This window comes from Hoeflea sp. IMCC20628 (assembly GCF_001011155.1).
Lineage (GTDB): Bacteria > Pseudomonadota > Alphaproteobacteria > Rhizobiales > Rhizobiaceae > Hoeflea.
Map to the genome: position 1 here is coordinate 3,656,568 of NZ_CP011479.1, position 26,487 is coordinate 3,683,054.

23 protein-coding genes are annotated in these 26,487 nt (G+C 58.9%); 13 read left to right on the forward strand and 10 right to left on the reverse strand.

Annotated elements, in window-relative coordinates; all coding sequences use genetic code 11:
- Window positions 1–51 precede the first annotated feature (51 nt).
- Entirely contained in the window at window positions 52–1,629 is a 1,578-nt protein-coding gene (locus IMCC20628_RS17255) for a methyl-accepting chemotaxis protein (RefSeq protein WP_082128192.1), read from the reverse strand.
- 688 nt (window positions 1,630–2,317) lie between these two features.
- A complete protein-coding gene (locus tag IMCC20628_RS17260) occupies window positions 2,318–2,956 on the reverse strand; it encodes a hypothetical protein (RefSeq protein ID WP_047031250.1) in 639 nt (212 codons plus the stop codon).
- Window positions 2,957–3,033: 77 nt separating this feature from the next.
- On the opposite strand from IMCC20628_RS17260, the gene IMCC20628_RS17265 reads away from it, so the two are divergent.
- Both IMCC20628_RS17265 and IMCC20628_RS17270 read left to right on the forward strand, forming a co-directional pair.
- Entirely contained in the window at window positions 3,034–3,213 is a 180-nt protein-coding gene (locus tag IMCC20628_RS17265) for a DUF1843 domain-containing protein (RefSeq protein WP_047031251.1), read from the forward strand.
- 49 nt (window positions 3,214–3,262) lie between these two features.
- Window positions 3,263–4,684, forward strand: a complete 1,422-nt coding sequence (locus IMCC20628_RS17270) for a radical SAM protein (RefSeq protein WP_082128193.1) — start codon at window positions 3,263–3,265, stop codon at window positions 4,682–4,684.
- Window positions 4,685–4,713: 29 nt separating this feature from the next.
- Here IMCC20628_RS17270 and IMCC20628_RS17275 read toward each other — a convergent pair whose 3' ends face one another.
- From IMCC20628_RS17275 to IMCC20628_RS24350, 7 genes are all read right to left on the reverse strand, one after another.
- Complete coding sequence (locus tag IMCC20628_RS17275) at window positions 4,714–5,790, reverse strand: DUF1513 domain-containing protein (RefSeq protein WP_047031252.1); 1,077 nt, start codon at window positions 5,788–5,790, stop codon at window positions 4,714–4,716.
- A 2-nt stretch (window positions 5,791–5,792) separates the two neighbouring features.
- Entirely contained in the window at window positions 5,793–6,872 is a 1,080-nt protein-coding gene (locus IMCC20628_RS17280; RefSeq protein WP_197078326.1) for an imelysin family protein, read from the reverse strand.
- A gap of 79 nt (window positions 6,873–6,951) precedes the next feature.
- Window positions 6,952–8,439 (reverse strand): di-heme oxidoredictase family protein, encoded by a 1,488-nt coding sequence (locus tag IMCC20628_RS17285; RefSeq protein WP_047032697.1) that lies wholly within the window; start codon window positions 8,437–8,439, stop codon window positions 6,952–6,954.
- Window positions 8,440–8,572: 133 nt separating this feature from the next.
- Window positions 8,573–9,055 (reverse strand): bacterioferritin, encoded by a 483-nt coding sequence (gene bfr, locus IMCC20628_RS17290; protein ID WP_047031253.1) that lies wholly within the window; start codon window positions 9,053–9,055, stop codon window positions 8,573–8,575.
- A gap of 47 nt (window positions 9,056–9,102) precedes the next feature.
- Window positions 9,103–9,417: a (2Fe-2S)-binding protein gene (locus IMCC20628_RS17295; protein ID WP_047031254.1), complete on the reverse strand. Its 315-nt coding sequence runs from the start codon at window positions 9,415–9,417 to the stop codon at window positions 9,103–9,105.
- Window positions 9,418–9,445: 28 nt separating this feature from the next.
- Window positions 9,446–10,720: an imelysin family protein gene (locus IMCC20628_RS17300; protein ID WP_047031255.1), complete on the reverse strand. Its 1,275-nt coding sequence runs from the start codon at window positions 10,718–10,720 to the stop codon at window positions 9,446–9,448.
- A 32-nt stretch (window positions 10,721–10,752) separates the two neighbouring features.
- Window positions 10,753–11,283, reverse strand: coding sequence for a hypothetical protein (locus IMCC20628_RS24350; RefSeq protein ID WP_052766498.1), 531 nt, complete (start codon window positions 11,281–11,283; stop codon window positions 10,753–10,755).
- Between the two features lie 288 nt (window positions 11,284–11,571).
- Between IMCC20628_RS24350 and cydD the strand changes: the two genes are divergently transcribed.
- The 10 genes from cydD (at window position 11,572) to IMCC20628_RS17350 (ending at window position 23,586) form a co-directional block, all read left to right on the forward strand.
- A complete protein-coding gene (gene cydD, locus IMCC20628_RS17310) occupies window positions 11,572–13,251 on the forward strand; it encodes a thiol reductant ABC exporter subunit CydD (RefSeq protein ID WP_245307810.1) in 1,680 nt (559 codons plus the stop codon).
- Window positions 13,248–14,921 carry a thiol reductant ABC exporter subunit CydC gene (gene cydC, locus IMCC20628_RS17315; protein ID WP_047031257.1) on the forward strand — a complete coding sequence of 558 codons (1,674 nt, stop codon included), beginning with the start codon at window positions 13,248–13,250 and terminating at the stop codon, window positions 14,919–14,921. The genes cydD and cydC overlap by 4 nt, the downstream gene beginning before the upstream one ends.
- Before the next feature lie 149 nt (window positions 14,922–15,070).
- Complete coding sequence (locus tag IMCC20628_RS17320) at window positions 15,071–16,681, forward strand: cytochrome ubiquinol oxidase subunit I (RefSeq protein WP_047031258.1); 1,611 nt, start codon at window positions 15,071–15,073, stop codon at window positions 16,679–16,681.
- Between the two features lie 5 nt (window positions 16,682–16,686).
- Window positions 16,687–17,850 carry a cytochrome d ubiquinol oxidase subunit II gene (gene cydB, locus IMCC20628_RS17325; RefSeq protein WP_047031259.1) on the forward strand — a complete coding sequence of 388 codons (1,164 nt, stop codon included), beginning with the start codon at window positions 16,687–16,689 and terminating at the stop codon, window positions 17,848–17,850.
- A 16-nt stretch (window positions 17,851–17,866) separates the two neighbouring features.
- Entirely contained in the window at window positions 17,867–18,010 is a 144-nt protein-coding gene (gene cydX / locus IMCC20628_RS24775; RefSeq protein ID WP_082128195.1) for a cytochrome bd-I oxidase subunit CydX, read from the forward strand.
- A gap of 269 nt (window positions 18,011–18,279) precedes the next feature.
- Complete coding sequence (locus tag IMCC20628_RS17330) at window positions 18,280–19,668, forward strand: substrate-binding protein (protein WP_047031260.1); 1,389 nt, start codon at window positions 18,280–18,282, stop codon at window positions 19,666–19,668.
- 109 nt (window positions 19,669–19,777) lie between these two features.
- On the forward strand, window positions 19,778–20,809 hold the full coding sequence (locus tag IMCC20628_RS17335; RefSeq protein ID WP_047031261.1) for a branched-chain amino acid ABC transporter permease: 1,032 nt from the start codon (window positions 19,778–19,780) through the stop codon (window positions 20,807–20,809).
- Window positions 20,810–20,812: 3 nt separating this feature from the next.
- Entirely contained in the window at window positions 20,813–22,024 is a 1,212-nt protein-coding gene (locus IMCC20628_RS17340) for a branched-chain amino acid ABC transporter permease (protein ID WP_047031262.1), read from the forward strand.
- 18 nt (window positions 22,025–22,042) lie between these two features.
- Window positions 22,043–22,801, forward strand: coding sequence for an ABC transporter ATP-binding protein (locus IMCC20628_RS17345; protein WP_047031263.1), 759 nt, complete (start codon window positions 22,043–22,045; stop codon window positions 22,799–22,801).
- Window positions 22,798–23,586: an ABC transporter ATP-binding protein gene (locus tag IMCC20628_RS17350; RefSeq protein WP_047031264.1), complete on the forward strand. Its 789-nt coding sequence runs from the start codon at window positions 22,798–22,800 to the stop codon at window positions 23,584–23,586. Before IMCC20628_RS17345 ends, IMCC20628_RS17350 begins: the two co-directional genes overlap by 4 nt.
- A 64-nt stretch (window positions 23,587–23,650) precedes the next feature.
- On the opposite strand, the gene IMCC20628_RS17355 is transcribed toward IMCC20628_RS17350, so the two are convergent.
- A complete protein-coding gene (locus IMCC20628_RS17355) occupies window positions 23,651–24,331 on the reverse strand; it encodes a glutathione S-transferase (RefSeq protein WP_343123243.1) in 681 nt (226 codons plus the stop codon).
- A 134-nt stretch (window positions 24,332–24,465) separates the two neighbouring features.
- On the opposite strand from IMCC20628_RS17355, the gene IMCC20628_RS17360 reads away from it, so the two are divergent.
- Window positions 24,466–26,286: an alpha/beta fold hydrolase gene (locus IMCC20628_RS17360; RefSeq protein WP_052766500.1), complete on the forward strand. Its 1,821-nt coding sequence runs from the start codon at window positions 24,466–24,468 to the stop codon at window positions 26,284–26,286.
- Window positions 26,287–26,487: the final 201 nt, after the last annotated feature.

The window sequence follows — 26,487 nt, forward strand, 5'->3', positions numbered from 1 at the left end:
CGTTTTCAGCCCGGCCCAGCCAGATTGTCCTGGTCCGGACCAGGATCCGGCTCATCGTGCAAGCCTTTGCTGTGGCGGCTGACCAGCCGCGTGCCGGGCATTTCTTGTCCTGTCGGAAACTTCGACGCTCTCAAACCCGGCGTGACGATGCTCGCGGTGCAGCCTGATCTGTTCGCCAAGTTCAGTGATGACAAGTTGCAGGTCAGACCCGGTCTCGGCAATGTCGGCGATGCGCGCGCCACCGGACGCGATCAAACCGGCTGCCTGTTTGAGCGATGTCGCCGAACCGCAAAGATGGTCAGCATCGTCCTGCGCATGAGCGCCGACGCCGGCGACAGATTGAGAAGCCTTGCCAACCTGGGAAACGAAGCCTGAAATGGCTGTTCGGGTCTGATCGACCAGGTCGACGCCGCGACCGATATGATTCTTCGCGTCAGAAACCAGTTCCTTGATTTCGGCGGCGGCGCCGGCGGATCTTTGAGCCAGCGCGCGAACCTCGGTAGCAACGACGGCAAAGCCGCGGCCAGCATCGCCCGCGCGCGCAGCCTCTATACCGGCATTGAGCGCCAGCAAATTGGTCTGAAAGGCGATTTCATCGATTACCGAAATGATCTTGCCGATCTGTTCAGCCGATTGCTTGACACTGGCCATTGCACCGATGGCGTTTTCAACAACCCGGTCACCGTCTTCCGCACTTTTGCGGACATCGGCAATCAGCGTCTCGGCCGTCCGGGCGGTTTGCGCGGTCATGCGCATTCGGTCAGCCACGGTGGCCAGATTTTCATGTTCGCCGCCGAGGGTCACGCCATGGCTTTCGATCTGTGCGCGAACCGTCTCGATGTCATCGCTGAGGCGCAGAGCAAGCTGTTGGGCGTCCGAAAGCCGCGCGGCAGAACTTGAGACCAACTCATCAAGACGGCTGACTGCACCATTGAAATGGTCCGCCATGTCACGATGCTGCTCGATGCTGCCGGGGTCGACGCGCACCGACAGATCGCCCTCTGCCAATCGAGCCAGGGCCGCGCCGAAGCTGGATTGAACCTGCTCGCGTTCCTGCGCAATCATGTCCTGGTGTTGCTTGTCCAGCGTTCTGGCCTGGCTCCTGAGCCGATGGGACACCTGCATGTCGATGTCTATGAGCGCCGCCTTGACGATGTCGGCCAGGCGATCTGCAAGCAAGTCACGCTTGGCCTTGCCGGAAAATTTCTTGAAAAAGCCTGTGCTGCTCTCGTCGACGAGCCGGCGAATGATCCGGTCGAGCACCAATGCATGACCGCCGATCGACCAACCGGCATCCAAGCCGATGCGCTGACGCACATCGCCGAGAATGACCGAGCGATCCACATAGAGACTGTCAAAGCGACCATCGGACAGGATCGACCAATGGGCGACTTCGAGTTCTTCAAGCCGGTCGATCTGACGGGCCGAACTAAACAGGGAGGCAATTTCGGGAGTGTTTTGCAGACGTTCGAAGAATCCGGACAGAGCAGTTCTGGCTTCTGCCTCGACCATGGGTCGCATCGTGCGCAGGCGTTCACGGCTATCGGTGTCCAGGGCGGTGAGGTCAAGCCGCGCGTGCAGGCCGTCAGTTGCCGCTGCATCCCTCACCCTTGCTTGAACTTGACCCACGCGATCACCCCGACTGACGGCCCAGAGCCGTGTGTTGCAGTTAAGCCTGACTTTGGCCGCGACTTGCCGGTATGGCGCTTGGCATGCCGTTCATGTCTTTGGTGAAGGGCACGGTCAGCCTCTTGATACCGTGGTGCCATCTGGCCAATGAGAATTGGTTATCCGGCTCGAGCCCGGGACGACGGAACAGCTTCATGCCTTTGTGGGAGCCGATTACTGCATGCACGCACAACCCGACGAGTAGAACGATTTTTACGGGCTAATCCTTGATTGAAGGTTAATTTTTCGTATCACCTGTTAAGGAATTCTGCTTTCTGTTCAGCACTTTCCGCCGCAAGCTTCACGCAAGTTGCGTATGCCACTTCTCGCTTCGTCGATGACAATGATGTCACCAGGAAACGAGCAATGATTGTTCTAGGACTAGGCGCGGTCGCGATCGCAACCGCCACTCTCGCAAGCTTCTCTCTGCTGTTGCGCTCAGGCGAAACCCGGCTTCGTCAGAATCCGGTGTTTTAAACCCACCAAATATCGGTTGTCGGAAGTGGATCCGAGGCGCTACAGCGCCGCACTCCCAATCGAATACGCAATGGTCGCGTAATACCTTGATCTGATTGATGTGATTTGTCGTTCAAATGAATCCATTTGAACCCGATACGTATCCGCATGATCATAACCTTCAGACGTGGTCTCACGCGGGCACAAACAATCCAAACCTGTAGTTCGGGATATTTGCGCTCGTCTCCAACTCGGAAAACAGCGGGCTTTCGCGGAACTCGGCCACAATATTGTTGAGCGCGATGACTGCGCACTCCTTTTTAATCTCGCGCGCCAGCCGGTAGACATAGTCCTTGGCGTAACTGCCGAGAAAAGGATTGTTGAGGAACACATGGCTGGCTGTGGCGAGGTCTGTCACCTCTGCGCCCTGATGCCTGACATGCAAATTGCGCATTCCGAGCTGGCCCGACACACGCTCAATATGATCTGCCCGTTTGCGAACGGCCTCGACAGCGATGAATGCAGCCGGGAAAATCGCAGCGCCATAAAGCACAATGGCCCCGTAACCAGCGCCGATATCCAGGAAAATATCATCCTCGGCGAGGGAGATCGCATGGAATATTTCCCGCGCCTCCAAAAGACTTGTTCCTTCATATGTATAATTTGAAACTCCAAAATTTTTATGCAGCAAATAAAGCTCCGAAATATCTATTTCATCCGCATCCGGAATCTCAAATATTCTTGAAATCTCCGAAGCAATGCCATGCTTGTCACTACCATTGTGAAACTCACACAATATGGAAACATCTCTTTTTTCTTGCAAATCAAGCATATTTGAATTACTGTTTCTATAGTCCTAAATAGACTAACTGCGCCAACATGAAGCTAACATTTATTTGGGATACTGTCATGATTATAGTCGCATACGGAACAGCCATTGGGCAAGCTCTTGAAAATCCGAAAACATCACTTGATGAACTCAAGGTGTTGCGCGATCATGCCGTTGCCATCCTTGAGGCACAGGGTGATTTGCAGGGTGCTTTGAAAAAGCTGGAAAGTGAAATTTCCAACCGAGAACGCCGGAAATAACGATCCTCCATACCGCCTTCACCCGTCGGAATGAAAGGCCGGACCCTTGATGGACGCGCCCCTCAGGTATCGCACGCAGGATGACACGGGCTCGACAACCCCAGTTCACGTCGTTTGGGAAATCACCTTGGCCTGCAATCTGTCTTGCGGCCACTGTGGTTCCCGGGCCGGATCCCGACGGCCCAACGAACTGACGACGCTCGAGTGCTTTGATATCATCCATCAATTGCGCGACGCGGGAACACGGGAGATCACCCTGATCGGCGGCGAAGCCTATTTGCGGAAGGATTGGCTTGAAATCGCTGCCGAAATCACCAGATCCGGAATCCTCTGCGGCATGCAAACCGGTGCTCGCGGTTTGACCAGACCTCGAGTACAGGCCGCCTATGACGCCGGCATCAGGGCCATTGGTGTATCCATCGATGGCCCGAAAGACATGCATGACCGTTTGCGAGGCTTTGACGGAAGCTATGACCAGGCGATGCAAGCCATCGGATACATCGCCGAAACCGGAATACGGCCCGGCGTCAACACCCAGATCAACGTGCTGTCGGCACCCTATTTATGGGAGATTTACGGCGAAATCCTCAAAGCAGGCGCCAAATCCTGGCAAACCCAGTTAACGGTGGCGATGGGCAATGCCGTCGACAGCGCCCATATTCTGCTGCAACCATACCAAATCATCGACGTGATCGACGACCTCTACAGCATCTACGAGGACGGGTTGCTCAACGATTTCCGCCTGCTGCCGGGAAACAGCATCGGCTATTTCGGAAAATACGAGGCCCATTGGCGATCCATCACTCGGACTGCGGAAGCATGGCAGGGATGCACGGCAGGAACGACCACCCTCGGGCTCGAGGCCGATGGAACCATCAAAGGATGCCCGTCGCTCTCCAAAGACAGCTACTCTGGAGGCGTCTCGCGCGAAGTCAGCCTTGCGGAGGCGATTTCCAACCTGTCTGGCCGCACCGTCAAGCGCGATGGAAACCCAGGCCGGGGGTTCTGCAAGACCTGCTATTATTACGAATTCTGCCAGGGTGGCTGCACCTGGGTCACGCATTCGCTGACCGGCGAGCGGGGCGACAACCCCTACTGCTACTACCGGGCCAGCAAATTGCGGAAAGCGGGGCTGCGCGAGAGTATCGTCAAAACCGCCGAAGCGGCGCAAACTCCCTTCGCTATCGGCAAATTCGCGATCTTGATCGAAACCCTGGAAGGCAAGCCCGATTCGGTAACAATCGAAGACGATGCCCCGAAGCCGGATCATTCCACGCATCTTGTCATCTGCGAAAATTGCGAAGAATTCATCGGCAACAATGAGCCTGTCTGCGTTCACTGCAACACCGAAGTCAGATCCGCCGCTCAAACGCGGTTGGCTCACACCCAGGAAATCAACAATCTGGTGGCCGAAATTGAAATGCATTCACGGCAGATCCAAAGCGTCATCGATACCATCGGTGACCGGTAGGCTCTCGTGCAACCGGAAACCGGGCAGGCTCAGGCGCCTGATACCAATGTGATGTGGTTGTCCCAGGCGCGGTCATAGGTGCGGTCTGCAAAGCGGCCGGTCTCGCTGGAACTGACAAACCCGTCCGCCCGGGCCTGTATGCCGCACACGCCGCGACCCGGTTCGACATCAATCGGATTGCCCGATTGGGTATCCAGCGTGATCGTCACACCGCTCTTGGGCGAGGTGAAGGCCAGGGTTCGGCCATCCGTGCCGATGGCGACGGAGCCGACATATTTGCCAAGCCTGACGCCGACATCATCGGGCAGTTCCACCGCGTCGATGCCGGTATCCGTCCGCAGTCTTGCAAGGACCGGAACGTCCTCGGTAATGTCGCCTTCATACTGCCCGCCAATCCAGACCTGTTGGCGCGCGTCTACCGCCATATGGCGCAGGGACAGGCGGTGCAGGGCGGGCGGCAATTCGTGCTTTGACAGCAATGCCCCGTCTTCGGAAGACACGAACGCAATCGACGGCTTCATGGTCGCAAGATTGAGCTTTTCGCGACCAAAATCCGGATGGGTCTTGATGCCGCCATTGGCGACACACAGGGTTTTTGCATCGGGCATCATCAGGACCTCGTGCGGACCGACGCCAAAAGAGGCAAATTCGCCAAGTCGGGCAAAACCGTTGGTGGCGTCATAGACGCCGATGATGCCATCGCCTGTGTCAAAGGCGTTTTCGGCGGCATAGAGCAAGCGACCATCGCCGGAAAACGCGCCATGGCCGTAAAAATGCCGGTCTGCGGGGGTGTGAAACAGCACAGGCTCGGACCGACCATCCTTGCTGAATCCGATGGCAAAGTTTCCGGGACGGCGGGCAAAGGCGACGAGCCAGTTCGAATTGCCGGCATTGGCGAAGCCGTGGCCCCTGCCCGGAAGTGGATTTTCCGAGACCAGTCCGCCATCCTTGTCGAGAATGGCAACACCATAGCCGCCCGCATCCTTGTATGCTGCCGCATAGAACAGATCGGAACTGGCGAGCCGCGCCGCCGAAGCCGGCGTCAGGGCGGCAGCCCAGGCAAGACCGGCACCGATCAAAAATGACCGCCGTTCGATGAGCAACATGGTCAGTCCCCGTCGCCAAAGGAGAAGCCGGCGCTCAATCCTGCTGCGGCGGAGACTTCACCGTCGAGCCGCTGAATAACACTTCGAATGGCAACCTGCAGATATTCGAGGCGCTTACGGGTGACATCATCGGCCAGTAGGGCTTCGACGCCAGCATCAAAACTGTTGGCAGTCTTGATTGTCTGCTCGATCTCGAACCGAACTTCGCTGGCAAGCTTGGTGGCGTCATAGGTCAGTGCGCGTTCAATGCCGCTTTCGTTGAACAGACGCTCGATTGACGCCAGATTTGCGGCGATAGAAGCCATGGTGAGCCCGGCGCGCCGGTAGATCGCGGTCTTTGGCAATCCGTTCTTTTTCGCTGTTCCGAGAAAGTTTCCGATGCGCACATCGCGAACGTGTTCAAGACCATGGATCATGGTGCCGAGCAATTGCGACAGAGCCTCGTGAGAATCGCGCAGAACCGGGTTGTCCGGCCCGGGGTTCATCCAGATCGATGCGATGCCCTTGTCATCAGCCCAAGCGGCGTCGAGTTCGGCGCCGATGTTCTGAAGGTTTTGCGCAGCCAGGTCGATGTAGCGGCAGCGCGATTGCCCCTTTTGTGCGTCGGTGAGCACAGCAGAGCCATCGCCATTCAAAGCGAATTCGAGTCCGCCCAGACCCTGGATGGCGACGCTCTTGCCCTGCAAGTCCTCAAGCGTCCACCCAAGCGCCTCATCGCCGGCCAGAACCGCTTGCACCTGGCGCAATCCCGTGCCCTTGCGGTCGGGATAAAACAGCACCCGCTCAAAGCGGTTGTCAGCACTGACCGGTCCAAACCGGACAATCTCGATTGCCGACCAGGACAGGACCGTGTCGGCAAAGGCGTTGCGTGCCGCGTCGAGCGATTCGGAGCCGGGAGACTTGCAAAGCTGTTGCGCCACCTCAACCAGCCTGTCGCTCGAGGCATGGAACGCGGCATAACCGGGACGGACGAAGGAGTTGACGGTACCAGCCATGATCTCCCGCGTCTGTGACAACGGTAGATCACTCTGCGCGGCGGCTGACCCCACCATCAGCGGCGCCACGCAGATAGCTGTAGCCATCGCACATCTGCTCAGAAAGAATTTCGGTGTCATCGGGTATCCATTCTCACCGGCGTCAGCGGCTGGAGTTTCGGGTTGGTCACAACGAGTTGAGAAATGCGACGAGCGCATCCCGGTCCGCCTGCTCAAGTCCGGCAAAACCATCCCGCGCATTCTGCGCCTCGCCACCGTGCCAGAGGATGGCTTCGGTCAGATTGCGGGCGCGTCCGTCATGCAGGAAAAAGGTATGGTCGTTGACGATCTCGGTCAAACCGGTGCCCCAGAGCGGCGGGGTGCGCCATTCAGTGCCATCAGCGATGCCCACCTGCTGACCATCCGCCAGTCCTTCACCCATATCGTGCAGCAGGAAATCGGAATAGGGCCAGATCAACTGGAACCTATGCGCCGGATTGGCCGCCTTGCGCGATGTTACGTATTTCGGCACATGGCAGCTGGTGCAGCCGAGCGAATAGAACACCTGCTTGCCGGCCAGCACCTGAGCATCATCGACGCCACGACGCGCCGGCACAGCCAGATTCTGCGAATAGAAGGTCACCAGCTCCAGCACCGGGTCCGGCGCCTCACTGTCACCGAGATCGAGCTGGATGCCCACCGGCAACTCCATGCATTCGGTCTGCGACGGCATGCAATCGCCATGGCCTGCGGGCACATCGGGGGTGGAAATGCCGATGTCTCCGGCAAACGCGGTGGAAGACTGCTGGCGCACGGTGGCATTCTGCGCCTTCCAGCCGAAGCGCCCGATGGCGATATCGCCGGTGGCAGGATCCCTTGCCAGGGCAACGCGGCCTGAGACGCCATCGCCGTCGCGATCATCCGGATCAGCATGGACCAGAATATCGGCGGGATGAATGGCCTCGATCAGTCCCATGCCGGTCATCGGCGGGGTCATCCGCGCCGACAGGGTGGTTTCCGGATCGAGCGGGCCATAGCCCAGATCGGCAACGCTGTAGGACGGCTTGCGCAGCGAAACGACCGTACCGTCGTCCAGGCTGACCAGCTGTTCTTCATAGTCAATGACCATGCGGCCTTCGGACTTCAGTCCGGGAACCGCCAGGTCCTGCATCTGCCCGCCATAGACAGGGTCGGGCAGCGACGCGGCCAGATAGCTCTCCAGCGCATGGCGCTCTTCATCGGTTCTGGCTGGCCGGGCAAGCCTCAGGAACATCGAGGTGGCGTCTGCCGCCCCTTCGGGAGGATGGCCACGGCCGTCCTTGATGTGGCAGCTTTGGCAGGCGCGCGCATTGAACAATGGCCCCAAACCGTCAGACGCCAGCGTCGAGGAAGGCGAGGATACCCAGAGCTTGCGAAACAGCGCATTGCCGAGCTTGAAGGTCTCTTCTTCCTTGAAGGTCAGATTGGCGTTGAAATGCGACAGCGAATCCCGGTTGACCATTTTGGTCGAGGTACCGGCACCGCCCTGTTTGGCCTCGAATTTTTCTGCAGCTTCAAACGTGGTCGTCGGCTCGACAACCCGCTCCACCCTCTTGCGGTCCTTGCCGGAGAGATCATCACGGGTGTGCGGCAGCCCGGCAAGATCATCGGCCATCGTCGAGCCCACCAGGCTCATGACCAGACCAAGGGCCAGAATGCCACAGACCGCAGGCGGCAGCTTTTGCGCCGCAGGCGCGCCAATTTGCTGTGCCGGAATCACGCTCAATTCCGGCACCTGTCTGTCAACGGTCATTTCAGTCTCTTCGGGTTCAGGTCGCGTCGGCCGATGCGGCGTTGAGCTGACCATATTTCTGCTCCCCGAGATCGCCGAGAAGCTTGAGTTGTGTTTCGAGGAAGTCGATGTGACCTTCCTCCTCGGCAATTAGGGCCTCAAACAGGTTCTTGCTGACATAGTCGCCTTCCTTCTCGCAGACATCGCGCGATTTGGTGTAGGCGGTCCAGGCATCCTGCTCGCCAGCCAGATCACTCTCGAGCACTTCCTTGATATTCTGGCCAATTCTAAGCGGCGCGACGTTCTGCAGATTGGGAAAGCCATCGAGGAATATGATCCGCTCGATAATCTTGTCGGCATGCTGCATCTCCTCGATGCTCTCGGCGCGCTCCTTGGCAGCAAGCTTGGTATAGCCCCAATCGTCAAGAAGCCGGTAGTGAAGCCAGTACTGGTTGACGGCACCCAACTCCATGAATAGCGCTTCGTTGAGGCAATCGATGACTTTCTGACTTCGTTTCATGATCGTGCAGCTTCCTGATGGTGAAAATGACAGTCCATTTTGCACGACTAGGCCGCAACTTGCGACCTCCTTTTTCCAGCATTCTTTCTTGCCGTCTCAACACGCCGGCGTTGGTCGGCGATACGCTTGAGCAAATCGACCACGCGCGGCGCCGGGCTTTCCATCACAGCGTGATAGCGCTCGGTGGTTTCGACGATGATGTCGATGACGCCCGGAAAGCAGCCGCAACACTTGCCGCGGGCGCTGACCGCCTGAAACACCTTTCCCGGTGTAATCAATTGCCATTCATCGACATTGAGGAAATCAGTGACGACTTCCTCAATGTCTTTCCGGGAAACGATGTTGCAACTGCAAACGATCATGGCCTTTGTCTTTCCAAAACGCCGGGGACTACTGGAAGACTGCGTCCGGGCTGTCGAGGCTGTCGGACCCTTCCAGCTCGATGGTTCCCAGATCCAGTGCGGTGATGGCGCGCTCGATCGAGCGGGTCTGCTTGATCAGGCCGTCAATCGCCGCCTGAACCGTGGCGTTACCTTCGTCATTGCCGGTGGCAATCATCTGATCATAGGCCTCGACATTTTCTGCACGGTCGACCATGGCTTCCATCGCCGCGACGGTGGTGTCGAGATCAGCCGACAATTCGCCGGCAATGGCCGGATCCTTTGCCTCGACCAGATCGGCAAGCGACGGGCCGGCCAGTTCCGAACCATCGGGCCGGGTGTAAGTACCGGTGTAGGCGGTCTGGATGCCGACGGCATCATAGCGGTGTGAATTGTGGGTGTTGTCGGAAAAACAGTCATGTTCTTCTTCCGGATCACCCAGCAGCAGGCCGAGCTTCATGCGTTCACCGGCCAGTTCGCCATAAGACAGCGATCCCATGCCGGTAAGAATGGTCGAAAGCCCGCCGGCAGCGCCTTTTTCTTCAAGCGCTGTCCGTGCTGCCCCGCCGGCTTTCCAGTTGGCGGCCATCTCCTCGAGATCAGCAACCAGCAGGTCACTGGCTGAGCCGAGGTAATCACGACGGCGATCGCAATGGCCGTTGGTGCAGTACTCAAGGCTGTAGTCGGTCGCAGGACGGTTGCCCGCGCCCGGACCGTTGCCGTTGAGGTCCTGACCCCAGAGCAGGAATTCGATGGCGTGGTAGCCGGACGCGACATTGGCTTCGATGCCGCCCGCTTCCTGCAAGGTTTCCGAAATCAATTCCGGGGTGATCTTGCTGGCGTCAACCGTCTTGCCGTTGATCTTGATGGAAGGATTGGCGATGACATTGGCTGAATAGAGCGAGTTCTGATCGCTTTCCGCGCCGTAGCTTTCGTCGACATAATCGATCAGGCCCTCGTCAAGCGGCCAGGCGTTGACCCGTCCTTCCCAGTCATCGACGATGGCGTTGCCGAAACGGTAAACCTCTGTCTGCTGATAGGGAACCCGCGATGCCAGCCAGGCTTCCTTGGCTGCTTCAAGCGTTATATCATCGGGATTGGCCAGAAAAGCTTCGATGGCCGCATCCAGATCCTTTGCGGTCATCAGCGCATCATCGAATTTCGCCTCGGCGATATCGGCATAATGCGCGACCACAGCCTCAGGCGTCACATCGGCCACCGCAGCCGTCGTCAAGGCCGTGGAAGCCAAAAGGCCAATTCCGAGCAGATGTGCGAAATTCTTCATGGGTAACAATACTCCTGAGATTACAATTTCATTCAGTGAAGCGACGCACTCATGTGAGCTGCGGTCAAGGTTGAGCGGACATTGATATCGACAATGGCGCTCAGCGGAATCGGTGTGAGTTTGTGACTGTGACCAAGCAGGATCGCTGCATAGGCGCTGGCGCGGTCAACCACGTCGGCGCAGGCGTCGGTGCAGGTCAGCATTCGAGCTGATTGCACCATTGCCTGCTCGTCGCCATTCTGCGCGCCGGCGACCATGCCAAGCACAAGACATTCATCGCGGCACAGATGACCGGCGCCCGGCTTGTAGAATCGCAACGGGCAGGTGGCGCAGGCGCCAAGCTGGCGGACCAATGCCGCCATCACATCAAGCGCATGACCGCCATCAATGGCGCCAAGCGCGCTGGCATGGGCACTCCAGGCTGCGTCCCAGTAACGTGAATCGGAATGAGCCAGACCGGCCACCCAGTTGCGGTATCCGTTGACGACCAGATTTTCCGGCTTCCGGCGCAAATACGCCGCTGCCGGACAGTCACCACACGTGTCTTGTTGCATCCGCGCCATTTCAACTCCACATTCCAAACATGAGGTTTTCGGTAATGTATTTTTAAAGTGGAGTCAAACAGTATAGTTTAGAATGAATCCAAACAACGACCGTCCATTTCATCATCCTCCCAGATCCATTTCAGGCACTGAAATGACGGGACGCTTCAGGACAAAAGGGAAGAATTCCAGCCGTACTTGTCCCGGACGGGATGATCCAGCGTCACCATGTCGCGTTCGGGGTGGCCAACTTGTGCCGCGCAGATGCTACATCGACACGAGCGGCCATTCCGCATCCTGGAGACACCCTTGACTGCAGACATGACCGATCAACCGGATGCGCACCCTCATACTGACCAGCACACGCTGGATCAGTTGATCGGCGTTTCAGCGACCCAAGTGCGCATCGCCTCGGCGCTTTCGGTCGCGTCGTCGCTGATCTGGCCGGTACAGGCCTGGATTGTTGCGATGGCGATTGCCGGCCTGCTGGCGCCCGGAACTGGCCCCGGACCCGTTGGGGCCGCCGCGACTTTCATCGGACTCGGATTGCTGCGGGCACTGCTGAATTATCATGCAGAAGGGCTGCTGTTTGCCGCCGGAACGAAAATCGTGACCAATGCGCGGACCGAGATCGTGCGGCGCGAGATGCGGACAACAGGAAATGGCAACGCCGCCTCCATCGCTGCACTGGCCAGCGAAAAGCTTGATGTGCTTGCGCCCTATATCGCCCGCTACGCGCCGGCGCGTGCCCGGGTAATGAGTGTGCCGCTGGTCATTCTGGCCTTGAGTTTCTGGTTTTCCTGGGCTGTCGGAATTGTGCTGATGATCACCGGGCCGCTGATCCCGGTGTTCATGGCGCTGGTCGGAATGGCAGCCAAAGAAGCAAGTCAGCGGCAGATGGCCGACATTGGCTCACTCAATGATCTGTTGATTGAACGGCTGTCGGCGCTGGTCGACATAAGGTTGCTCGACGCCGGCGCAACAGTGATCGCGGATTTTTCCACTGCAGCTGACGGGCTCAGGGCCCGGACCATGAACGTGTTGCGGATCGCCTTCCTGTCTTCGACCGTGCTGGAACTTTTCGCCGCGATTGGCGTGGCGATGGTCGCCGTCTTTGTCGGCTTTACCTTGCTCGGGTCGCTCTCGTTCGGTTCCTATTCGGCACCGCTGACCCCTGCAGCCGGGATCTTCCTGTTGCTGCTGGCGCCCGATTTCTATCAGCCCTTGCGGGATGTGTCGGCGGCCTGGCACGACAAGGCGGCGGCCCTGGCCGTGGCCGGTGAACTGGGCGCATGGCGATCGCAGGCGCCTGCGACACTTGTCGGCCAGGGAGCAAAGGTTGGGCCACTTGCCGGACCGGTGGAGATCATTCTGCGCGGCGTTGCCGTGCGAGCCGGCAATCATCTGATCCGCTATCCGGACATGACCATCCGGACAGGCGAAACCGTCGCCCTGATGGGGGCTTCGGGTGCGGGCAAGACGACGCTGCTCAAGCTCTTGGCCGGCCTGTCGACACCGGATGAAGGCCAGATCCTCGTCTGCGGCCAAAACCTTGATGCCGGAACTGCCGATGCCTGGCGGGCCCGGTTGGGCTGGATGCCGCAGGCGCCGCATTTTCTCAACACCAGCCTGGCGCAAAATGTCAGCCTGGGCCAGGCGGGTGATCTGGACGAAGCCCTGCGTGCGGCGTCAGTCGATGATGTGGTCGCCGCGCTGCCGGGCGGGCGATCGGCTCGGCTGGGAGAAACCGGCGGCGGGTTGTCGGGCGGCGAGGCGCGGCGCCTCACCCTGGCACGGGCCATCTTTTCCCGGCCCGATGTGTTGCTGGCCGACGAACCGACGGCCGATCTCGACGCCGCCACAGCTCAGACGGTGATGGCCGGGCTGGACACGCTGACGAAGCGCGGAAGCAGCCTGATTGTCGCCACACATGACCCCGTCCTTGCTGCCCGGATGGACCGGACAATCATGATCGGCGACGCAGCATGAAGGCGTTGTGGGGCATTTTCCGCATCATCCTGCGAGACCAGAAAACCGCACTGATACGCGGCGCAGCACTCAGCCTTGTTGTTCTCGTCGCCGGCATTGCGCTTCTGGGCCTGTCGGGATGGTTCATCACCGCCGCGGCGGCCGCAGGGCTCGCCGGCATGGGGGCAACCTTCGATGTCTTCCGCCCCTCCGCCATGGTGCGCTTTCTGGCGCTCGGGCGGACTGTTGCACGCTACGGCGAAAGATTGCTGACCCATGACGCCACATTGAGGGCGCTGACTTCCATCCGGGTCCGCTTGCTGGCCGCCACCTCGTCGGCTCCGCATGACACATTGACGCGGCTGCGCGGCCCGCAGGCGCTGAACCGGCTGATGGCAGATGTCGATGCGCTGGATGGCATTTCCTTGCGACTGGTCCTGCCGATTGCTGCCGGAATTCTGGCGCAATTGCTGACATTCGCAATGCTCTGGTGGCTGGTGGATCTCAACGTCGCCCTCTGGATCGTCATCGGCTTTCTGGCCGCCTCCGGCGTGACACTTTATCGGACGTCTCGGTCCGCAGCTAGCGCATCCCGCAGGGAAGAAGCTGCGGCGCAGACCTTTCGTTCCAAGTTCATTGACCTGATCCGCGCCCGCGAAGACCTTGCGGTCTATGGGCAATTGTCGCAGCAGGGGGACACTGTGCTGGCAACGGACGCCGCGCGGCAAATTGATCGTTCCACCGTGGACCGAATTGAACGGCGTGCAGGGTTTGCGCTCTCGCTCACCGGAACCGGGGTCGCTGCCGGGGCGCTGGTGCTGGGCATGGCATTGGCCGAAACCGGATCCATCACACCGGCGCTCGCGGCGATCGGTTTTTTCGTTTCGCTGGCGCTGATGGAAACCGTCATCCCATTGCGCCGCGCGATTGCGGATCTGGGCCGCATGACGGTTGCCGCCCGGCGGGTTGGCGATAGCCTGTCGTGCACACCCGCACAAAATGTCGGTACAGCATACAGCGAGACTGCGGAATTGCGGATCAAAGCATTGACGTTTCGCCGGCCTCAAGCCGCGCATCCGGTTCTCAGCGGAGTCGGGCTGACGGTCGCCGCCGGGGAAAGCGTGGCACTGACTGGTCCGAGCGGCTCAGGAAAGAGCACGCTGCTGCTGCTGGCTGCCCGGTTGCTGCAACCGGACGGTGGGCAGATCTCTGTGGGCTCGCTGCCACTAAAAAGCTGGGATGAAAGTTGCTTGCGCGCCAAGGTGACGCTGGTTCCGCAACGCAGCACCCTGATGGCCGGCAGCATCGCCGACGCCTTGCGGCTTGGAGCACCCGAGGCCTCCGATCAAGAACTGTGGGAGGTGCTGGAAGCGATGAGACTGGCTTCGGTCATCCGCGCCAAGGGCGGACTGGATTTCTGTCTTGGGCCGATGGGGTCGGGGCTGTCAGGCGGGGAAGCGCGGCGGCTGGTGTTGGCACGCGGAGTGCTGCGGCAGCCGCGTTTGCTGCTGCTGGACGAACCCACCGAAGGGCTGGATGATGCAACCGCATTGGCGGTCCTCACGGGTATTCGCGCATATCTGCCGGAGGCCGCGATCCTCACCGCTTCCCACCGCGAGGTGGAAACATCCTGGGCGGACTGGGTGGTGGCGCTGGACCTGTCTCATTCTGCAGTGATAGGTTGCCGGTGAGCTTATCTGCCGCAGTGCAACAAAGCCGCATTCGGGATACTGACATTATGATGCAGGTCAAGGATGTCGGCTTAGCAATATCCTAGACAAGCAACCACAGGCGTATTTTCGGGGCGGCCTATGTGCCCCTGTTCCAAGGAGCACACCACATGGAATTCGGGATCGTCGAGTTGTCACGGCTGCAGTTTGCCGTGACAGTGATGTATCACTTCCTCTTCGTGCCGTTGACGTTGGGTCTTTCCGTCCTCGTTGCGATCATGGAGACCGTCTATGTCATGACCAACCGCCCGATCTGGCGGCAGATGACAAAGTTCTGGGGCCTGTTGTTCGGTATCAATTTCGCCCTCGGGGTTGCTACCGGCATCACCATGGAATTTCAGTTCGGCATGAACTGGAGCTATTTCAGCCACTATGTCGGAGACATTTTCGGTGCGCCACTGGCGCTTGAAGGCTTGATGGCGTTCTTTCTCGAGGCAACCTTTGTCGGGTTGTTCTTTTTCGGCTGGGACAAGCTGAGCAAGGTCGCGCATCTGACCGTCGCATGGCTGGTGGCGATCGGATCAAATTTCTCGGCTTTGTGGATCCTGATCGCCAATGGCTGGATGCAGAACCCTGTTGGTGCCGAGTTCAACCCGATGACCATGCGCATGGAAATGACCGATTTCTTCGCGGTGCTGTTTAATGATGTGGCGCAGGCGAAATTCGTGCACACGGTATCGGCGGGTTATGTCACGGCTGCGGTCTTCGTGCTCGGCGTTTCGGCCTGGTATCTGCTGCGCGGGCGCCATATCGAGCTGGCCCGGCGGTCAATCACTGTGGCGGCAGCGTTCGGCCTTGCATCGGCGTTTTCGGTGGTACTGCTTGGCGACGAATCCGGCTACAGCGCCACGCACAGCCAGAAAATGAAGCTGGCGGCCATCGAAGGCATGTGGGAAACCGAGCCGGCCCCGGCAGCCTTCACCGCCTTCGGATTTCCCGATCAGGAAGCCCGCGAAACCCACTATGCCATCCATATTCCCTACGTGATGGGGCTGATCGGCACGCGCTCGCTGACCACATCAATTCCGGGCATCGAAGAGCTCGAAAATCAGGCGGAAACCCGCATCCGCTCAGGCATCATCGCCTATGACGCGCTGATGCATATCCGCGAAATGCGCGACAACGCCGACCCCGCTGAACTGGCGAGGTTCGAGGCGCATTCGGCGGATCTTGGTTTCGCATTCTTGTTGCGCAAATATATCGATGATCCGCGGGAAGCCACGCCCGAGCAGATCGTGCAGGCCGCCTATGACACCATCCCGACCGTCTGGCCGTTGTTCTGGGCCTTCCGGATCATGGTAGCGTTGGGCTTCGGCTTCATCGCAACGATGGCCTATTTCTTCTGGCGCGCCTCGTTCAAGGGCATGAACTTTCCACGCCCCGCGCTGCATCTGGCCGTCTGGATGATCCCGGCGCCCTGGATCGCCGCCGAACTGGGCTGGTTTGTCGCCGAATATGGCAGGCAGCCCTGGACTGTGGACGGTGTCTTGCCGACAGCCATGTCGGTCTCGGCGCTGTCAATGACCGAGGTGGCGATGACACTTGCCGGGTTTGTCATTTTCTACACTGTTCTTTTCGTGATCGAGATGGGTCTGATGCTGAAATACATCCGCAAGGGCCCCCACCAGGATGTCGAGGAAACCGACGCCTGGGTGATCAGGCACAATGAACGGCTGACCGGACGGCGTAATGCCGACGCCATCGCCATGCCAGCGGAGTAAGAGCCATGATCCTGCACACGCTTATCGACTACGACATCCTGCGCTTGATCTGGTGGGGGCTGCTCGGCATCCTGCTGATCGGCTTCGCCCTGACTGACGGCTTTGACATGGGCGTCGGCGCGTTGCTGCCCTTCGTAGCCAAAACCGATGTCGAGCGCCGCGTGGCGATCAACACCGTGGGCCCGGTCTGGGAAGGCAACCAGGTCTGGTTCATTCTCGGCGGCGGCGCGATTTTCGCAGCCTGGCCACCACTCTACGCGGTCTCGTTTTCCGGCTTCTATCTGGCGATGTTCGTGATCCTTGCTGCGTTTATCGTACGCCCCGTGGCCTTTAAATACCGCTCCAAGCGTGATGACGTGCGCTGGCGGGCATCATGGGACTGGGCATTGTTTGCCAGTGGCGCAATCCCGGCCCTGCTGTTCGGCGTTGCTGTCGGCAATGTGATCCAGGGCGTGCCGTTCCATTTCACCGATGACCTGCACACCATCTACGAAGGTGCCTGGTACACGAAGTTTTTCGGCCTGCTGGATCCGTTCTCGCTGCTGGCCGGCGTGGTGTCGCTTTCCATGCTGGTGATGCATGGCGGCGCCTGGTTGACGTTGAAGGCCGAAGGCAAGGTTCGTGACCGGGCCCGCCGTTTTGGCTCCATCGCAGCTTTGGTCGCCGTTGCTGTTTACGCACTGGCTGGCGTCTGGATGGCTGTCGGGATCGAAGGCTATCGAATCGTTGGCGAGCATCTGACCGGCGGCCCGTCCAATCCGCTGCATTTTGAGGTTGAGAAAACCGCGAGCTGGCTGACTGCCTATTCGCTGCGTCCGTGGATCGCCATTGCTCCGGTGATGGGCATTGTTGGCGGTCTTCTGACCTTCCTGGGTCTGCGGGCCGGACGTGAAGTCTCGACGCTGCTGTTTTCCAAGATGGCAATCCTCGGGGTGATTTCATCTGTCGGGCTGACGATGTTTCCTTTCATCATGCCATCGTCCTCCGATCCGCGATCATCGCTCACCGTATGGAACAGTTCCTCGTCACACATGACCCTGTTCATCATGCTGGTGTCGACCGCGATCTTCATGCCGCTGATCCTGCTCTACACGGCATGGGTCTACAAGGTGCTGTGGGGCAAGGTCACCGAGGCCGATGTCACCGACAATTCTCACTCCGTCTACTGATCAGGAGGATCAAGATATGTGGTATTTCGCCTGGTTACTTGGCCTTCCTCTCGCTGCAATGTTCGCTGTCGTCAACGCAATGTGGCTCGAGTTGCAGGAAGATCGCCGCACGATAAATGATCGAGGCGAAAACAATCGGGACGCCGCTGCGCGCCACTGACCAGGTGGGTTTGCAGTGACACGAAGCTCGTCCGCCCCCTGCCGACAGTCTTGACAGCATCAACGCTGTCGACCGGAGTGAAGGTTTCTTCACTCCGGTCGCACCCGTTTGGCAGATGTGCCATCAGATTCAACGCCGAATAATGACCTGAATATACAATAGTCGAATGGTAACCAGAGGACGGCCATGTTTGTCTTAAGGCTGCTACTTGCGTAGCTATGAGGGAAGAGGCTGGGAGGCTTCGCCCGTTCCACTTCAGGGAGGACTTTATGTCAAAGTTTCAAATCAATCGTCGTGGGTTGATCAAATCAGGCGCCGCCATCGGCGCTGGCTTGGCCATGCCCACGATCTTTACCAGTTCGGCTCATGCCTATCTCAATGAACCCAAGGGCGGCACCGTCACCCTCGGCTTCAACGTACCGCAGACCGGTCCGTATGCTGACGAAGGCGCCGACGAACTTCGCGCCTACCAGCTTGCTGTCGAGCACCTCAACGGTGAAGGCGACGGCGGTATGCTCGGCTCCTTCACGTCGAAGGCGCTTAAGGGCAACGGCATCCTCGGCAAAAAGGTCGCCTATGTCACTGGCGACACGCAGACCAAGTCTGACGCCGCGCGCGCATCCGCCAAATCGATGATCGAAAAAGACGGCGCCATCATGATCACAGGCGGATCATCATCCGGTGTGGCCGTGGCCGTTCAGGGTCTTTGTCAGGAAGCCGGCATCATCTTCATGGCTGGTCTGACCCACTCCAATGACACCACCGGCAAGGACAAGAAGGCCAATGGCTTCCGCCATTTCTTCAATGCCTACATGTCCGGCGCAGCGCTTGCGCCCGTGCTGTCAAAGGCCTACGGCCAAGATCGTCGCGCATACCACCTGACCGCCGACTACACCTGGGGCTGGACCCAGCAGGAGTCGATTCAGGCAGCAACCGAAGGCGTGGGCTGGGAAACGGTCAACAACGTGCTGACTCCGCTGGCGACCACCGACTTCTCGTCCTACATCGCACCCGTGCTCAATTCCGGCGCAGACGTGCTGATTTTGAACCATTACGGCGGCAACATGGTCAACTCGCTGACCAACGCGGTGCAGTTCGGCCTGCGCGACAAGATGGTCAACGGCAAGCAGTTCGAAATCGTCGTTCCGCTCTACTCCGAGCTGATGGCAAAGGGTGCAGGCGAGAACATCAAGGGCGTGTTCGGCTCGACCAACTGGTCCTGGACGCTGGAAGATGCAGGCACCAAGGCCTTCGTCAAATCCTTCGGTGAAAAATACGGCTTCCCGCCATCCAACGCAGCGCAGACCTGCTACGCGCAGACCCTGCTTTATGCGGATGCGTGCGAGCGTGCCGGAACGTTTGATCCCTGCGGTATCGCTGCGGCGCTTGAGGGCGACGGCGGCGCGCTGGACGGCATCGATTCAGCTGCCAACAGCGGCTTCGTGTTCGACGGCCTTGGCAATGGCAAGACCTTGTATCGCAAGGCTGACCACCAGTGCTTCAAGGACGTGCTGGTCATGAAGGGCAAGGAAAACCCGGCCAACGAATACGACGCCCTCGAAGTCGTCGAGGTGACCCCGGTCGAGCAGGTCTGGTACGAGCCGGATCATCCGATGTTTGCCGGTGGCGATCTTGGAAAGTGCAATTCGGGTGCCTAACACCTGACGTTGCCTATGAGCTTTGTCGCGCTGGCTATCGTGCCGGCGCGACAATCATCTCTGCAGGTACAGATTTTCGCATCTGAAGCCTGAACGATTGGCTGGGACCATGGACGCAATTATCCTTCAATTTCTCAACGGGCTCGACAAGGGCAGCGCCTATGCGCTGATCGCGCTCGGGTTGACGCTTATTTTCGGCACGCTCGGCGTGGTCAACTTCGCGCATGGCGCGATGTTCATGGTCGGTGCCTTTTGCGCGGTGACGATGCAAAAGATACTGAACATCTCCACCATTACACTGGACCCGGAGAAGCTGGATTTTCTCGGCAATCCGGCGAAGATCAAGACACCACTGGTTGAATCGGTGTTTGGTCCGGGTATCGGCGAATCGATCATCAACTGGTCGGTGCCGTTGTCGATCCTGCTTGCCATCCCGGTGATGCTCGCGCTGGGCTTCATCATGGAACGCGGCCTGATCAAGCATTTCTACAAGCGTCCGCATGCCGACCAGATTCTCGTTACCTTCGGCCTGGCGATCGTGCTTCAGGAAATCATCAAATATTTCTACGGCGCCAATCCGATCCCGACCCCTGCACCGGACATGTTCAGGGGATCGATCGATTTCGGCGTGCTGATCGGATATGCCGAGAACGCCATCATCTACCCCGCCTGGCGGCTGGTGTATTTCATGTTCTCCGCGTTGATCATCGGCGCTGTCTTTGCCTTCCTGCAATTCACCACATTCGGACTGGTTGTCCGCGCAGGCATGGCCGATCGCGAGACTGTCGGCCTGCTCGGCATCAACATCGACAAGCGCTTTACCATCATGTTCGGCATTGCTGCGGCCGTCGCCGGTCTTGCGGGCGCCATGTATGCGCCGATCAACTCGCCCAATTATCACATGGGCATGGACTTCTTGGTGTTGTCCTTCGTGGTGGTTGTCGTCGGCGGCATGGGCTCTCTACCGGGCGCGGTGCTGGCCGGCTTCCTGCTTGGCGTTCTCGAGAGCTTTGCCTCGATGAACGAGGTCAAGTCAGTGATCCCCGGCATCGACCAAATCATCATTTATCTTGTTGCAATCATCATCCTTTTGACCCGCCCACGCGGTCTTATGGGTCGTAGAGGCGTGATGGAGGAATAATCCATGCTGGGACTGAGTAAGAAAGATACAAGCTTTCTCGTCATCGTTATCTTCCTGACGCTGGCGACACCGATCCTGCTTCAACCGTTCCCCGAAGGATCGGCTCTGGCGCAGTTCAATGCCGGCTATCCGGACCTGATGCAGCGGTTTGCAATCTTTGGAATATTTGCGATCGGCTTCAACATCCTGTTCGGTCTGACCGGCTACCTCTCCTTCGGCCATGCGGCGTTTCTGGGTGTCGGGTCCTACTCGGTCGTCTGGATGTACAAGCTTCTGAGCTACAATGTGCTGCCGGGCCTGATCCTTGCGGTGATCACGTCGGCGTTGTTCGCGCTGTTGATCGGGTATGTTTCGCTGCGCCGGTCGGGCATCTATTTCTCGATCCTGACGCTGGCTTTCGCGCAAATGTCGTTCAACCTGGCCTATTCGGTGCTGACGCCGCTGACCAATGGTGAAACCGGCCTGCAGGTCTACACCGATGATCCGCAGATCCTGATGGATGCAGCCAGCCCCAACAGCCCGCACTTCTTCGGCATCCTGATGATAGAAAGCACAAAGCTCGAAATCGGCGGCTGGCAGTTCACCTTCAACAATGGCTACTATTTCTGCGCCATCATCGCGATCATCGTGTTCTACCTGTCGATGCGGATCTTCCGGTCGCCCTTTGGCACCATGCTGCGGGCGATCAAGACCAACCAGACCCGGATGAACTACACCGGTCTCAATCCACGGCCCTACACGCTGGCAGCATTCGTGATTTCCGGCATGTATGCCGGCCTGGCCGGCGGTCTGCTGGCCTCAATGGATCCGCTGGCGGGTGCCGAACGCATGCAATGGACGGCATCGGGCGAAGTCGTGCTGATGACCATTCTCGGCGGCGCCGGTACGCTGATGGGGCCGGTTCTGGGCGCAGGCTTCATCAAGTATTTCGAGAACATCTTCTCGAAGATCAATGACAACATCCTGCACAGCTGGTTCTCGGCACTGCCCGACGGGCTCGAAGATTTTGTGGTTTTCGTTTTCCATCCGTTTATCGGCAAGGGCTGGTCGCTGACACTGGGCCTGCTGTTCATGATGGTTGTCATCTTCCTGCCTGGCGGACTGATCGAGGGCGGAACCCGGATCTGGAACATGGTCACCGGCAAAAACAAGAAACGCGCCGCCCCGGGCAAAGATAATGAGCATCACCCGAAGCCGACGGCACACGTCAACTGATCTGCGGAGATATCAGATATGGGAATTCTCGAAGTCTCTAACGTCAACAAGCGCTTCGGCGGCCTTCAAGCACTCGGCAATGTCAATCTCGATATTGCCGAAGGCACCGTGCATGCGATCATCGGGCCGAACGGGGCCGGCAAGTCGACATTGCTGAATGTGCTGGTCGGAAAACTGATCCCCGACACCGGAACAGTCCTGTTCAACGGCGTCTCGGTGCTCGGCCGCAAGCCTTACGAGATCAACCAGATGGGGATATCGCGGGTTTTCCAGACGCCGGAGATCTTTGGCGACCTTACTGTTCTGGAAAACGTGCTGATCCCGTGTTTCGCCAAGCGCGACGGATCATTCCGGATGCATGCGCTGGAATCGATGGCGTCCGAAAGCGGCATCATCGAGAAGGCCGAACAGATGCTTTCCGATGTCGACATGATCGACAAACGCGGCATGACGGCAAGTTCGCTGTCGCGCGGCGACAAGAGACGCCTGGAAATGGCCATGTGCCTGGTACAGGAGCCGAAACTGCTGCTGCTCGACGAACCGACGGCAGGCATGGCGCGCGCAGACACCAACAACACGATCGACCTGCTCAACCAGATTCACGAAAACCGTGACATCACCATGGTGATCATCGAGCACGACATGCATGTGGTGTTCTCGCTGGCCAAGCGGATCACGGTTCTGGCGCAGGGCACGCCGCTTGTCGAGGACACCCCTGAAAACATCAAGGGGCATCCGAAAGTCAAAGAAGCCTATCTGGGAGAGGCCGCAGCATGAGCCAGACCGAACTCGACAAGGGCAAGCCGAAATACGAGCGCCCGGATTTCTCCAAGAACGCCAACCAGGCAGCGACAGCCCCGGCGTTTCTGTCCGTCCACGACATTCACGCCTATTACGGCGAGAGCTACATCGTGCAGGGCGTCAGCTTCAATGTGCACGAAGGCGAGATTCTGGCGCTGCTCGGCCGCAATGGCGCAGGCAAGACCTCGACTCTGCGTGCCATCGCGCAGATCGGCTCGCCGGCAATGACAAGTGGCGAAGTCTGGCTCGACCACCAGCCACTGCACAGGATGAGCTCGCATGAAGCCTCCCGCGCGGGATTGTCTCTGGTTCCTGAAGACCGGAGGATCATTGCAGGGCTGACGGTTGAGGAAAACATCGAGCTTGCGCAGATCGCACCACCGATCGGCTGGTCGCTGGAGCGGATCTATGAGCTGTTTCCGCGCCTGGGCGAGCGGCGCAAACAGGAAGGCATCACGCTTTCAGGTGGTGAGCAGCAGATGCTGGCCATCGGACGGGCTCTCGCGCGCGACATCAAGGTCCTGCTTCTCGACGAGCCCTATGAAGGCCTTGCTCCGGTCATCGTCGACGAGATCGAAAAGACGCTGAACATCATCAAGCAGCAGGGCATCACCACGATCCTGGTCGAGCAGAACGCAGTGCGGGCATTGAAGCTGGCTGATCGGGCCGTGATCATGGAATCAGGCGAGGTTGTTTTCGACGGCACCGCAGAGGAAGTTCTCAACAACGAGCAACTGCGTCACGACTACCTGGCGATCTAAACCAAGCACCGGAGCGGAAATTCCAACCGGTTTCCGCTCCTCTGCCGCTCGGCCAGCGGTTGGATCACCGCTCTTGCGGGAATCTGACGGGGGCATCCCCTTCACCCCATTGCGGGTATTTTTCCATGATGCGCTCAAATCGTTCAGACGCTAGAAACGCCTCGAGCCAGCGCTGCAATTCCGGCCACGGCTGGGCATCGAACCAGTCCTTGTCGATGAAGGCGAACTGACGGACGAATGGCAGAATCGCAAAATCAGCCAGCGTCGGGTGACCAAACATCCATTGATCAATCAACCCATCGAGTTCGGACAGGAATGCGGCGGCCTTGCCGCGCTCCTCGACAGGATCAAGCTCAGGGTAGCGTTGCGCATATTTGGTCCGGTCCAGCGCCTGCTTGAACGGGCCGTCGGCACGGGCAATCCAGTCAAACCCCACATCCGGCATGTTCAGCCAGCCTTCCGGATCATTCTGTTTGAGAGCCCAGATCATTACGTCGAGACTTTCGTCAATCACGGAATCTGTGGTGACGAGACAGGGGACAGTCGCGCTCGGCGAGGCCGCAAGAAATGCCGCAGGCTTGTCGCGCAGCACGACTTCACGCAGGTCAACTTGCAGACCAGCCGACGCGACGGCCAAACGTGCCCTCATTGCGTAAGGGCACCGCCTGAATGAATAGAGAATGGGGTTGGACGTGTCGGGCAATTCAGTCGGTAAAGCCGGAGAGCGAGAGTGAAGGCTGGTCAATATTTGTCCTCGTGTTTTCATCTGCCCGCGCAGGCCTGGCAGCGATGATCCCTCTGCGAAACGTCCGATTGATATCGGTCAAGGTGACCGCTCGGCACAATGCTATTTTGTGGGTCACAGGATGAACCAATCTCATGCGCAAAACCACCCATTCGAAAGCACCCAGAAAAACCGGCGGCCCGGCGCCGATGCCGGTCTCCAAGCCGCAACCATTGCCGGTGGAAAGTGAGCCCGCCCAGCATCCCTATGCGGACATTGACCAGGCCGTGCGCGGCGCGGTGGCGCAGGCGACCGGCGGGGTCTCGCCCTTTGCGCTGGTCGAGACCTGGACCGATTGGGCGCTGCACCTGTCGCGCTCGCCGGGACGGCAACTCGAACTTGCCGAACACGCCAGAGACAACGCACTGAAGCTGATGGATTTTTCCGCCAAGTCCGTCCCCAGCTCGCCACCAGAATCGCCATTCACGCCCAAGGTTTACGATCACCGGTTCACCGATCCCGGCTGGCAAGACATGCCGTTCAGCCTGTGGCAACAAGGTTTTCTGGCAACACAGGATTGGTGGGATCATGCGACCGAGGACCTTCGCGGATTGCGCAAGCAGGATTCCGACCGGACCCGGTTTCTGGTCCGTCAGTTACTCGACACGGTTTCGCCGTCGAATTTCCCCTGGCTCAATCCCGAGATCCTTAAAGAGACAGCAACGACCGGCGGCCGCAATCTGGCCGAAGGTGCTGTGCATGCTGCGGATGACATGCTGCACACACTGAGCCAGGCGCACACTCCACCACCCGAAGGCTACCAGCTTGGCAAGGACCTGGCCTGTACGCCGGGCGAAGTGGTTTACCGCAACGACATTTTCGAACTGCTGCAATACACACCCCAAACCGGCAAGGTGCAGGCCGAGCCGGTGCTGATTGTGCCGGCCTGGATCATGAAATATTACATTCTTGATCTCTCGCCGCACAATTCGCTGATCAATTATCTGGTGGGACAGGGGTTCACCGTCTTCGCGATCTCGTGGTGCAATCCGACCGCCGAACAGCGCGATTTGTCACTTGAAGACTATCGCAAGCGCGGCGTCATGGCAGCACTCGATGCTATCAGCGCCATTGTGCCGGATCAGAAAATTCACGTTAACGGCTATTGTCTGGGTGGCACCATGATGGCCATCGCAGCGGCGACCATGGCCCGCGACGGCGATGACCGGCTTGCCAGCATTACCCTGATGGCAGCGCAGGTGGATTTTACCGAAGCCGGCGAATTGCTGCTGTTCCTCGATGAAAGCCAGGTGGCGTTTCTGGAAGACATGATGTGGGCGCAAGGCTATCTCGACCGTCCGCAAATGGCCCGCGCCTTTGCCTCGATCCGGGCCGAAGACCTGATCTATACCCGCGCGGTGCAGCGCTACTTCCTCGGCAAGGACGACCTGCCGACCGATATCGGAGTCTGGAACGCGGACACAACGCGTATGCCGGCGCGGATGCATTCGGAATATCTCCGCAGTCTGTTCCTGGAAAACCGGCTGTCTGGCGGGCGTTTTTCGGTCGAGGGCAAGGTGATTGCGCTCAAGGATATTGCCGCGCCGTTATTCGTGATCGGCACCGAAACAGACCACATCGCGCCTTGGAAATCGGTCTACAAGACCCGGCTCTTCACCGATGCCGACCTGACCTTCCTGCTGACCAAATCAGGCCATAATGGCGGCATCCTCTCCGAACCGGGTCATCCACGCCGGCACTACCGTGTCGGACACCGGGCAGAAGGCGCGCTTTATGTCGATCCTGACAGCTGGTTTGCACAAACCGAACCAAAAGAAGGGTCCTGGTGGCCGGAATGGATCAACTGGCTGAACGGGAAAAGCAGTGGAATGACGACACCGCCGCCGATGGGTGCGCCGGCAAAAGGCTATCCGCCGCTTGAACCTGCGCCGGGGGCCTACATCCACCAAAGCTAGGTTTTCGCACGTTGCCGGCATACTTACAGCGCTGCGGCAATGAACCCTGTCCCACCCGATCACAGTGCAAACTGGTGGGCCGCCGCTCACTGCTTTCACCAAACCCGAGACCGACGGCCTTGAATTATCCGTAAGGGGCCCCACATTAAGACCAACGCTTCCCCTGACGCCGGATGTACGCGCAGGGTGAGGCATCTAGGC